This window comes from Sphingobium sp. TomTYG75 (genome assembly GCF_054771635.1).
On record NZ_BSRE01000001.1, the window covers coordinates 876765 to 888718 of the forward strand.

The following is an 11954-nucleotide window of genomic DNA, read 5'->3' on the forward strand; positions in this document are numbered from 1 at the left end:
GAACTTCAAGTCATTTTCCGAATGAGTAGCGCAGACGGACCCCGTACATTCTGGGTTCGCCGTATAACGTCGCAGTAAAGAACTGACTGTTATAGGTGTTGCTGTTGCTGACACGATACAGCTTGTTCGTGAGGTTGGTCGCGTAAAAGCCTACGTCCACGCGGCTACCTGCAACATTCCGCCAGTCGAGCGACAGGTTCAGCGTCCCGAATGGTTCAAGCCGCTCGCCCGGCTGATCCCCAGGAAGGCTGGTCCCCGCCGTATGCTGCGCCGACGTGTGTGAATAGTTGACGAACATCGCAAGTGTGCCGAGATCCCCGCCAAGCGGCCGCTCTGCGGACACGTGGAAGCTGTAGATGTACGGCGACACATATTGGAACGGGATGCAGGTCAGATCTACAGTCGCCGGAGCACTTATGACATTGCCGGTACAGTCCTGAGTGGGGCTGCTCGGCGCGAACTCATATTTCTTATATTTGGCATCTGTATAGCTGAACGTACCACCGATCTCGACACCCGGAATCGGCCGCAGCGACGCTTCCGCCTCTATGCCCTGGATGCGCGCATCCGCCGACAGAACGCGTGCGCCAGCGGCCCCAGTGTCGGGATTGAAGTCACCAGTCGCGCGCTGAATACCCTTATAGGTCAGATAATAATAGGCGGCGTTGAGCCGAAGCGGCATGCCCCCCAGTCGCACATCCGACTTGAAGCCCGCTTCATAGGATGTGACGAACTCCGGCGGGAAAGTGCGGGTGGTGGTAAACACCGCATTGGCGTTTATGCCACCGGCCTTATAGCCACGGCTAATCTTGCCGTAGACAAGAAGCTCGGGCGAAAATCTGTAATCTACACCAATGTTCCAGGTCGGCTCATTGGTCTTCAGATTGGCCTCAAATGAGCAGCCGGCCGCGTCTGGTGCAATCCTATTGTCGGCGAAGCAGAAGAATGCTCCTGGCGCGAGCACCTGATACAGACCCGCCGAGCCGCTGACCCTATCCCAAGTGTACCGAATACCGCCAGTAACCTTGAGGTTCTGCAACGCAGGCGAAACCAGTCCCAAATCCAGCGCCGACTGCGCGTATAGCGCTTTCGACGTATTGGTGATCGCATATCTTATGTCATACACCCCGCAAACCAATGGGTTGCCGGTGAACAAAGCTGGGCAGAAACCAGTAGCACCCGCCCCCTGGGTCCCGGCCGGACGCTGATCATAGTAGAATGCGCCTGCGGTAAAGGTGAGCAGTTTGTCAAACAAATCGCCCTGAAGCTGCAATTCCTCGGTGAAAACCTTGATATCATCTCGCGGCAGACGCGTTGGTGAAGCATTATCGTAGATGACCGGAGTACCGTCACCGGGCAAAGTAACTACGCCGGGAGCCGGATAGCTTCTTGGATCGCCATCATCGAACTGGAAGATGGTGCCATCACTGTCGACGCTATATGTCGTCTTGAAGCGTTGATAGCTGACGATGTTACGCAGCGTCAGTTCTTCGTTCAGATTAAGCGTCGAAGTATTGGTGACGCCCCAGGTCTTCGTCCTTTGAAACGAATTGGTGCCATGCGCTGTTTGTCTGGGTCCACGAGCATCTGCTTCCGCGCTAGCCGCCCTGTAGACGTCGCACGATGCGCTAAAGCCAGGGATTGTCGGTCCTTCAACGCAGAAAGGAAGGCCGACAAAACTCGTGGCCGCCAGTCCCGCAACGTTAAGCTGCGTGTTGACCGTACCGGTCCCATGGGTCCGGGAATTCGCCCCATAGGCCATGGTATAATTTTCGAAAGTCTCGGTCGGCCGCAGCGTCAGTCCAACGCGCCCGGAATACCAGTGCAAATTATCGCGATCGGTGTTCCAGACGACATCCCGCGTGTAGCCATCACGATCCTGATAGGCTCCGGCCACCCGCAGCAGGACCTTGTCATCGACGATCGGGACGTTGATCGCGCCTTCAAGTTCCTTGTTGTCGTAATTACCGAACTTGCCCTGAACATAGCCTTCAAAGTCGTTCGTCGGCTTTTTGGGAACGAGCAGCACCGCGCCACCAGTCGTGTTACGTCCGAACAAGGTTCCTTGCGGGCCGTTCAGGACCTGGACATTCTCCAGATCTACGAAATTACCGGCACCACCTTGTTGAGGAATTGAGATCGGCGCGGGCAGCGGCACTTCGTTCAGATAAACGACCACGCCAGGCGACGCTTGAAAGGTCGCACCCTGCCCTCGGATCGTAAAGCTTTGCGCTTCACGTGACGGATTGCCATTGTTGCCGACCACCAGAGACGGAACCGTCGCCTGCAAATTTTGCGGCTGCGTAATCCCTTGCTGCTGTAGACGTTCTGGCGAAAATGCCGTGATCGCGATGGGAACATCCTGCGCGCGCTCGTCACGGCGCTGCGCGGTAACGACAATTTCATCCGGAGCCGAGTTCACGCTCGAACCAGCACCCGGTTGAGCCTGGGCTTGCGCGGCTCCCGCAATGCACAATGCCGTCATCCCGGCTCCGCATAGCAGCTTCAAGCTATTTTCTACTGATCGCATCATTGCTACTCCCCATATGTAGCAATGCCCCTCCACATGGGACATCGCGGCCCCCGGCAAAAGTTACCGGTTCCGATCGGCGATTGGGTTTTGATATTCGTTCCGTCAGCAACTTCGCTGACTGTGCCCCTCATACGTTCGCCATCTATGATAGTTGACGTATTTCAACCATTGTCAAGATGAATTTATTTGCACATGCCGTTGTTCTATAAGTTACCGCCTATTCGGAAAAACGGCGATATTATAATCTGCGCCTAGTCCTCTTTCGCATTCCCTAAAACGCAAAAGGCGGGCCGCAGAGGCCCGCCATTCACTTCATCTTACATTGTACCGAATTCAGCTATCAGGCGGCGAGCGGCGCCTCGTCCATGTCAGCCGGAATGTTCGCCGGGCCGTTCACGGCGAACACCTGGCTGAGCATGCCGATGAACGCGCGATCGGTCAGCGGATCAGTGGGCGTTTCGAACTGAGCGCCACGGTTGCGGGCTTCGTCCATCAGCATGTTCAAAGCCTGGTCGTGCGTGATGTCATCCGTGTGGTCAAACGTCCGCTTCAGGTCGGCCATATCCATGAACACTCGTGCGCCCCAGTGAACCAGCAGGCGCACTTCATCTGCCGGCAACTGCTGATTAACCACTCCATTGGTCTCAATCCGCCAACCGCCTTCGACCGTCGGATCGGGCGCCATCACGCTGCTGATATCCAGACCTTCAGAACGACGCATCGCAAGCGGACCGGTCGCCTGAGCGTGGTGGAACATCATCTCGTTCTCGGCAACGACCGCGCGACCCCACATAGGCGCAGTGATCTGCTTGGGTTCGCCACGCGGACCGTCCGGCCAATAGTTGAATCCTCCGCCGATATTGCCCTTATAATACCAGCCGGTGACCTGCATCTTCTTGCTGCGCCACTGTTCGAACATGCGAGACTTGGCCATCGTCAACAGAAGCCAGAGCGGCGCGTTTTCCATGGTCATTCCGCGGAAGACCGTACCATCAAGATGCGGCGGCCCACCGATGAGGGTCGGCCCCTGAATGTTGATCAGAAACGTCTCTGGCTCGGCATATTTGGCGCCCCAATAGTTGCGCGACATTTCAAGGAACTTGGAGTTATAATAGCAGTCGTTCAGTTCAGGATAGAAGCAGACACCCTGACGAGCGATATACCCCCGGAACGTCCCGCTGCCTTGCAGGATCATGTCCCAGGTCAGCGTGAACCCTTCAGGAATGGTGCCGCCGGTCGTGGCTATGACTTCTTCAGGAGACTTGAAGTTTTCGGCGAGAATGAGCGGCCACGGCCCGTTCTCCCGCACAACCTTGAATATCCGCTGACGCTGATCTTCCGTATAGGCGTTTTCGATCACGTAAGGCGGCGCTACCGGACGGAACTGGTCGGCAAAATCGGTAGTCATCAGGCACTCCATTGATAAACTGGACGTCGTCTCACTCCAATCGCCCGGAAATGCCGTTGGCCCGCCGCGATTCGAGGGGATGCGCTAACCGGATGTTGGACCATAAGTTGACGATCGTCAACTGTGTCAAAAATTAGAAACATGTAATGATCGCGCCATTGTTCCGCCTGAGCGGAAATTGGCCGATTCCCCGTCGAAATCCCCTGGATGGTACAAACGGACGCCGTCGCGGAGCCAGGCTGACCGATTGGCACCCGGGGAACGCCCTGCCCTAACGGCCCCTAGGCCCTGTTGATCGCGGGCTCAGCGCATCGCGCATCGCGACGCTTGAGTTGATGCGCGCTACGCCGGGCATCCGGGACAGGATTTCGCTATGGATGATCTCATAGGCGGCAACGCTTTCCGTTTCGACGCGCAGCCAATAGTCGGTCCCGCCCGTCATCAGGAAACATTCGCGGATCTCCGGACATTGTCTGACGGCATGTTCAAAACGCGCCAGATAATCTTCGGTCTGCCTGTCGAGCGTCACCTGCACCAATATGTTCACGCTATTCTCACCGACCCGCAGAGGGCTGGTCAGCACCGTATAGCCGCGAATGACCCCCGCATCTTCCAGCAGCTTGATCCGTCGGTGACAGCTTGACGGCGACAGCCCGACTTCCTCGGCAATCTCGGAATTGGGACGTCTCGCATTGAGCCTTAGCAAGCGCAGGATCGCGCGATCCGTCTGATCCAGTCCTACGGCCATTTCGCCCAATTCCTTCGCACATTCTCTCAATAATATCGACATTATAGAACATACTGCGTCACTTTGGGAGAAAAATGCACAATCCCCCCTCTACAAAATGCATGAGGGGGATCGCTAAATGGGATCGCTGGATTGCGCGGGCGCGGTGTTACGCATCGACTTGGACGCCCTTGTGGAAAACTACCGCATCATCGCGCGCCGCGTGGCACCTGCGGAGGTGGCTGGCGTGGTGAAGGCTGATGCCTATGGCACTGGCGCTTCGGCGGTAGCGTCCGCCTTGCTGGAAGCGGGTTGCCGCCATTTCTTCGTGGCGCAACTGAACGAGGCGCTGGCGCTCAAACCTGACCTCCCCGACCACGTTCAGCTGTTCGTCCTAAACGGCCTCCAGCCCGGAGCCGAACGGCAGTGCCTGGACGCGGGCGCGATGCCCGTCCTCAATTCCCTCGATCAGATCAGGCGCTGGTCCGGCCTAGCGCAGGCAACGGGCCGCCCCCTTCCCGCAGCGCTTCAGATCGACAGTGGCATGTCACGGCTCGGCCTTTCTTCGGACGAAGCGAAGGCGATCCTTGCCGACCGATCGCTCCTGAACGGCATCGACCTCGTGCTCGTCATGAGCCACCTTGCCTGCGCCGACGATCCCTCTTCCGCCTTCAATGACAAGCAGGTCGTGGCCTTCAACGATTTTGCCCGCCACTTCCCCGACGTGCCGCGTTCGCTCGACAATAGCGGCGGCAGCTTTCTCGATCACCCTCATTATGAGGTCGTGCGCGCCGGGATCGCGCTTTACGGCGGGGCGCCGCAGGACGGGTTCAATCCCATGCGCCCGGTCGTTTCGCTGGAGGCGCGGATCGCGCAGCTACGCACTGTCACTCCCGGAACAGGTGTTGGATATGGCCTCTCCCACAGGGCAGAGCGCGTATCGCACATCGCAACCATTCCTGTCGGCTACGCGGACGGATGGCCACGCCATCTCAGCAACCGTGGCGCGGCCTTCATCGGCAATATCAGGGTGCCGATCGTCGGCAGGGTGTCGATGGACAGCATCACGCTCGACGTGACGGGCGTTCCCGACATGCTGCTCTATCCCGGCGCGCCAGTCGAACTGCTCGGCCCCCATCAGTCGATCGACGATGTCGCGGCCGACGCGGGCACCATTTCGTACGAAATCCTCACCCAACTCGGCCACCGATACGCCCGTGAATATCACGCCGCGCAGGCCATCGAGCAAAAGCGGAGTATGACAGCATGAAGGTCGCCATTCTGGGAAGCGGGGTCATCGGCGTGACTTCGGCCTGGTATCTCGCCAAAGCGGGCCATGAAGTCGTCGTGATCGATCGGCAGTCCGGCCCGGCGCTGGAAACCAGCTTCGGCAACGCCGGAGAGATTTCGCCGGGCTATGCGTCACCCTGGGCTGCGCCGGGCATACCGATGAAGGCGCTGCGCTGGCTGTTCATGCAGCACGCGCCGCTCATCCTTCGCCCGACCTTCGATGCCGCCATGTGGCGCTGGATGGTGGCCATGCTCGGCAACTGCACGGAAAAGGCCTACGCGGTGAACAAGAGCCGCATGGTGCGCCTGGCCGAGTTCAGCCGCGACCAACTCATCGCGCTACGCCACGAAACCGGCATAGCCTATGATGAGCGGACCCAGGGCACGCTCCAGCTGTTTCGCGAACAGAAGCAAATGGACGGTATCGGCAAGGACGTAGCCGTGCTGAAGGCCGACGGCGTTCCCTTCGAAGTGCTCGACCGGGCAGGCTGCATCGCGGCCGAACCGGGCCTTGCTAACAGCCAGTCGCCGATCGTGGGCGGCCTGCGCCTGCCCAATGACGAAACCGGCGACTGCTTCAAGTTCACCAACGCGCTCGCCATCATGGCGAAAGCGGCGGGCGTCACCTTCCTGCACGATCACAAGATCGAGCGTCTCGTTGCGGATAAGGGCGCGATCGATCATGTCGAAACCGACAAGGGACCGATCAAGGCAGACGCATTCATTGTCGCGCTGGGCAGTTACTCGCCGCTGCTGGTGGCGCCGTTGGGGATCAAGCTGCCAGTCTATCCGGTGAAGGGCTATTCGATAACCGTTCCCATCACCGATGCAGAACGCGCCCCTGTTTCCACGCTGCTGGATGAAAGCTTCAAGGTTGCCATCACGCGGCTGGGCGACCGCATCCGGGTTGGGGGAATGGCCGAGCTTTCCGGCTTCTCGACAAACCTCCCGGACAAGCGTCGCGACACGCTGGAATATTCGGTTGAGTCCTTATTTCCGGCGTCCGGCAATCTTGGCCATGCCAGCTTCTGGTCGGGCCTGCGTCCCATGACGCCGGACGGCACACCCGTGATCGGCCCTACGCATATTCCGAACCTCTACCTCAACACCGGCCACGGCACGCTTGGTTGGACTATGGCCTGTGGGTCCGGCCATGTGATCGCGGACATTATTTCCAACCGGAAACCGGCAATCGAAACCGCCGATCTTTCCATAGCGCGATATCGCTGACGCCCGCGCGGTCCATAGGACATGGCGCCATTGTCTCGCATATCTACGCGACGACGGCGCCAATTGCCCTAAAGATCGCTGGCCCAGCCCAAGCTTTACGCAGCCGCAGCGGCGCTGTGCTGCCCTGCAATCCAGGCGAATACCATGGCCGGGCCAAGCGTCGCGCCTGCACCGGGATAGGTCCTACCCATAACCGGGGCCGCGCAATTGCCTGCGGCGTAAAGCCCTTCGATGACACTGCCGTCCGCGCGCAGCACCCGCGCATGCTCGTCGGCCATCAGTCCTCCCTTGGTGCTAAGGTCACCGGGGTAAAAGCGCGTCGCGTAAAATGGCGCCTTGTCGATAGGACCGAACGACGGATTCGGCTGATTGCCGGGATCGCCATAATATTGGTCGTACACATTGTCGCCACGACCGAAATCCTCATCGACGCCGGTCGCGGCCATGGCATTCACGCGCTCGACCGTCCGGTTGAGGCCCGCCGCATCGATCCCGATTTTCGCGGCAAGCTGATCAAGCGTCGGCGCCTTGACGAAAAAGCCGTTTTTCACCAGTTCCCCGTTCATCCCCGGCGGTGTGCCCCCGAAGAAATAACGGCTGCGATAGCGCGCATCGAAGATCAGCCAGCTCGGCACGGCCGACACGGTCTTGTCACGGTCCAGCATGGCCCGCCCGGCGTTGACATAGGACGCCGCCTCATTCGTGTAGCGCTGCCCCGAAGCATCGACGATGATCGATCCGGGCAAGGTGCGTTCCCAGATGCCGACATTGATGGTGCCGTTCGGCAGGATCGACACCGGATACCATGTGGCAGCGTCCATCAGGGCGAGTTCTGCACCCACCTCCGCGCCGATCTGGTGCGCATCGCCGGTATCGCCGGGGCTAGCCGGGCTCCACTCGCCGCTGACATCCTGAAACTGCCTGCGATACTCGCTGTTCTTCGCGAATCCGCCGGTGGTCAGCAGCACGCCGCGCGGCGCCATGATCCGCCGTTCGGCGTCCCCCTCGCCGATCACGACGCCCACCACTTTATCGCCGTCCTGGATCAACGACTTGAGCGGGCTGTCGAGAAGGACGGGTATGCCCAGGCGCTGAACGATGACCATCAGCTGCCCCATCAATGTCCCGCCCAGGCACAACGGTTCGCGCCCGCGTACACGCCAGGCGGCCGTGCGCGCGATAATGCCCATGAACCTGGAGAACGCCTTTAACGACCGCAACATCACCGGTATCACGGGCGCGTCATCGGTGCCCATTACCATCGATGGCATGTCCGATTTGCGCATCGTCTTGAGCCAGTCGCCGAGCTTTTTGCCGTCGAAATTCACGCCTTCCAGCGTCCGGCCCACGCGCGCGCCCGGCTGATCCTGATGATAGTCGGGATATCGGGGCGCCCGGACCCAACCAAGGCCCTGCTGTTCCAGGGCCATCACCATCTGCGGACCAACATTCAGATAGGCGACCTTGCGCTCTTTGCTGCTCGCCGGGCCGACATCTCCGATGGTCGCTTCCATATAGGCAAGCGCTGCCTCGAAACTGTCTTCCACCCCGTCCCGCTCCATCAGCGGATTGTTGGGTATCCAGACCCCGCCGCCAGAAAGCGCGCTCGTCCCGCCCCAACGGTCGGTTTTCTCGATTACCAGCGGATTGAGGCCGTTCAACTTGGCGGCAATCGCACCGACCAGGCCACCCGCCCCACTTCCCACGACAATGAAATCAGCCTGATAATCGCGCAACGCTTTGCCCCTGTTTGTGTATTCGCCCAGGATTCCGCTGCATAGCGCGCTTCCCGACATGCAGCGTCTATAGCTATCCGACGACGCAAGTGAAGCGTATGGGATAAATGGCGCTGCTGTACTTCCACAGGAGCGTCAATATAATCGCTGATGCCTGTTCGTCAGGTCTGCCCCGCCCAACATTTCCAATAAGTTCCAGGAGAGTGAGAATGTCCGATAATCGGCTGAACGGAAGGGTCGCAGTGATAACGGGCGGGGGCGATGGCATTGGCCTCGGCGTCGCTCGACGTTTTGCGCGCGCGGGCGCGGCGGTGATCATTGCCGAATTCGATGCAGGCAAGGGAACGGCTGCGGCAGATGCGATTGTCGCAGAGGGCGGCCGGGCGCGCTTCGTGCGCACCGACGTTACGGATCGCGCGCAGATGGAGGCGGCCGTGGATGCGGCTGTCGATCAGTTCGGCAGCATCGATATATTGGTCAACAACGCCTATCGCGGCCGGGGCTTTGCCCGCGCCGAAGCGATGGGCGATGAATATTTCCATGAATCCTTTGACATCAACCTGTTCGGTCCCAAATGGGCGATGATGCGCGCCTTTCCTCATATGAAGGCGAATGGCTGGGGGCGGATCATCAGCCTCTGTTCCCTGAACGGCGTTAACGCGCATATGGGGACTGCCGATTATAATGTGGGCAAGGAAGCGCTTCGCACGCTTACCCGCACCGTGGCGCGGGAATGGGCCGGTTTTGGCATCTGCGCCAACATCATTTGCCCGGGCGCCGCATCCGCCTCGTTCAACCATTTCAAAGCACTTCAGCCCGAACTCGCCGCCGATGCCGAGCGCGCCAATCCGATGGGACGCATGGGCGACCCGGAAAAGGACATTGGCGGCGCAGCCTTGTTCCTGGCCAGCGAGGACGCGCGCTATGTCACCGGCAACACGCTGTTCGTGGACGGCGGAGGTCACATCAACGGCGTCAACTGGGTGCCCGATCTGCCCTGAGACGCCAGGATGGATCGACCGTGCCTGCCCGCCGACTGACGCCCAGTCGCGAAAGTAGAGTAGAATAATCCGAATTCTGTGAGATCATGGTCGGCATGGGGATGAACCGCAAGGCGGAGGGTAGGATGAAGGCGGTGCTCGCGATCGATCAGGGGACCACATCCACCCGGTCGCTGCTGATCGATGAAACAGCCACCGTGCGGAGCGCCGCGCAGATCGACTTGAAACAATATTATCCCGCGGACGGATGGGTCGAACATGATCCCGAAGCGATATGGCGCGACGTCGTGGCGACCGCGCGTGCGGCGTTGGACGAGGCGCATCGCACGGGGCTGGACGTTACCGCCATCGGGATCGCCAATCAGCGCGAAACCTGCCTGCTGTGGGACCGTGAAAGCGGACAGCCCATCCATCCGGCCATCGTCTGGCAGGACAGGCGCGGCGCGGACCTTTGCAGCCGGTTCATCGCGGATGGCCTCGAACCTGAAGTCACCAGCCGCACCGGCCTTCTGCTCGATTCCTACTTCACCGCCAGCAAGCTTGCCTGGCTGCTCGAAACAATCCCCGGTGCGCGCGACCGCGCGGAAAAGGGGCAACTGGCCTTTGGGACCATCGACTGTTTCCTGCTGTGGCGCCTGACAGCGGGAAAGGTGCATGCGACCGACGCAACCAACGCCAGCCGCACCTTGCTGTTCGACATTGCCAAGATGGCATGGTGCCCGAAGCTGTGCCGAATGTTCGGCATCCCGATGCAGATATTGCCTGAAGTGCGTGAGAATGATTGCCTCTTCGGGACATCGGACAAGAATATCCTGGGCGTATCGCTCCCCATTGCGGGAATGGTTGGGGATCAACAGGCCGCGTTGATCGGCCAGGGGTGCCTGGACCGGGGCGGCGCAAAGCTCACGCTGGGAACTGGCGGGTTCGCGATGCTGAACACAGGCGGGCAGATTTGCCGATCGGGGCACCGGATGCTGTCCACCGTCGCCTGCTATTCCAATGGAAGCATCAGCTACGCGATCGAAGGCGCTTTCTTCGTCGCGGGCGCCGCCGTCAGATGGACGCGGGACAGACTAGGCCTGGTCGCCACGGCCGCCGAGACCGAATCCATGGCGCGGTCCTTGCCCGATAATGGCGGCGTCTATCTGGTGCCCGCCTTTGTCGGCTTGGGCGCTCCGCACTGGAACCCGCATGTAAGGGCCATGCTGACGGGAATGACCTTCGCCACGGGTCCTGAACATATCGTGCGCGCGGCGCTGGAATGCGTCGCTTACCAGAGCGCGGACTTGCTGGACGCCATGGCGTTCGACAGCGCCGTGCAGCCTGACGAGCTCAAGGTGGATGGTGGAATGGTGGCCAACGACTGGTTGTGCCAATTCCTCGCCGACATACTGGATCTCACCATCATCAGGCCCGCCAACATCGAAACCACGGCACTGGGCGCCGCCTTTCTCGCTGGCGCTGCGACGGGGGTCTGGCCGACACTCCCCGAAGCCGTGTCGTGCGTAACGCCCGACCGGCGGTTTAGCCCAACACTACCCGCTGTTCAGAGAGATAGCCTTATCGCCGGTTGGCGCGGCGCGGTTGGCCAGGCCATCTTCCGCTGAGGAAGGCAGATGTCGGCCACCCACCATCTCAGCGACGCGCCAGCAAAGCGCCCTACCCCTGAACGCGAAGACCCGCCGCACTGATCCCCGCCAGCGCGCAGGCTTCGTCATTGTCCGACGTGTCGCCGGTCACCCCCACCGCGCCGATCGGCACACCCGTGCCATCGACGACGATGACGCCGCCCGCCGCTGGAACCAGCCATGGGGCGCGATCGGCCCGAGCGACGCGATGAAGGTCGGCCGTTCGGCTGCCATGTCGCCGATCTTGCGCGACGAAACACCAAGGCCGAGCGCACCCGCAGCCTTGGCGCAGGCAATCTGCGGCCGCAGCTTGGATGCCCTATCCTGCCGCTGGAAGGCGAGAAGATGCCAACCGGCATCCAGGACAGCGATGCTGAGCGGCTTCAGCCCGATTTCGCGGC

At 60.4% G+C, this 11954-nt stretch carries 10 protein-coding genes; 4 read left to right on the plus strand and 6 right to left on the minus strand.

Annotated features, from left to right (window positions below):
* Window positions 1–10: 10 nt before the first annotated feature.
* The 3 genes from ACYU81_RS04380 to ACYU81_RS04390 form a co-directional block, all read right to left on the minus strand.
* A complete protein-coding gene (locus tag ACYU81_RS04380) occupies window positions 11–2575 on the minus strand; it encodes a TonB-dependent receptor (RefSeq protein WP_460986518.1) in 2565 nt (854 codons plus the stop codon).
* 298 nt (window positions 2576–2873) lie between these two features.
* Window positions 2874–3893, minus strand: coding sequence for a hypothetical protein (locus ACYU81_RS04385; RefSeq protein WP_460986519.1), 1020 nt, complete (start codon window positions 3891–3893; stop codon window positions 2874–2876).
* A gap of 319 nt (window positions 3894–4212) precedes the next feature.
* The gene (locus ACYU81_RS04390) at window positions 4213–4689 is read right to left on the minus strand and encodes an Lrp/AsnC family transcriptional regulator (protein WP_449473921.1); all 477 of its coding nucleotides are present in this window, start codon (window positions 4687–4689) and stop codon (window positions 4213–4215) included.
* Between the two features lie 118 nt (window positions 4690–4807).
* Here ACYU81_RS04390 and alr point away from each other — a divergent pair, with 118 nt between their 5' ends.
* Window positions 4808–5938: an alanine racemase gene (gene alr / locus ACYU81_RS04395; RefSeq protein WP_460986520.1), complete on the plus strand. Its 1131-nt coding sequence runs from the start codon at window positions 4808–4810 to the stop codon at window positions 5936–5938.
* A complete protein-coding gene (locus ACYU81_RS04400) occupies window positions 5935–7188 on the plus strand; it encodes a D-amino acid dehydrogenase (protein WP_460986522.1) in 1254 nt (417 codons plus the stop codon). Before alr ends, ACYU81_RS04400 begins: the two co-directional genes overlap by 4 nt.
* A 95-nt stretch (window positions 7189–7283) precedes the next feature.
* Here the strand turns inward: ACYU81_RS04400 and ACYU81_RS04405 are convergent, their stop codons facing one another.
* Entirely contained in the window at window positions 7284–8924 is a 1641-nt protein-coding gene (locus ACYU81_RS04405; protein ID WP_460986523.1) for an FAD-binding protein, read from the minus strand.
* Between the two features lie 209 nt (window positions 8925–9133).
* Between ACYU81_RS04405 and ACYU81_RS04410 the strand changes: the two genes are divergently transcribed.
* Complete coding sequence (locus ACYU81_RS04410; protein WP_460986524.1) at window positions 9134–9925, plus strand: SDR family NAD(P)-dependent oxidoreductase; 792 nt, start codon at window positions 9134–9136, stop codon at window positions 9923–9925.
* 125 nt (window positions 9926–10050) lie between these two features.
* On the plus strand, window positions 10051–11532 hold the full coding sequence (glpK, locus tag ACYU81_RS04415; protein ID WP_460986525.1) for a glycerol kinase GlpK: 1482 nt from the start codon (window positions 10051–10053) through the stop codon (window positions 11530–11532).
* 52 nt (window positions 11533–11584) lie between these two features.
* On the opposite strand, the gene ACYU81_RS04420 is transcribed toward glpK, so the two are convergent.
* Both ACYU81_RS04420 and ACYU81_RS04425 read right to left on the minus strand, forming a co-directional pair.
* Complete coding sequence (locus ACYU81_RS04420; RefSeq protein ID WP_460986526.1) at window positions 11585–11686, minus strand: heme-binding protein; 102 nt, start codon at window positions 11684–11686, stop codon at window positions 11585–11587.
* Window positions 11662–11946 carry a heme-binding protein gene (locus ACYU81_RS04425; protein WP_460988105.1) on the minus strand — a complete coding sequence of 95 codons (285 nt, stop codon included), beginning with the start codon at window positions 11944–11946 and terminating at the stop codon, window positions 11662–11664. Before ACYU81_RS04425 ends, ACYU81_RS04420 begins: the two co-directional genes overlap by 25 nt.
* Between the last annotated feature and the right edge of the window lie 8 nt (window positions 11947–11954).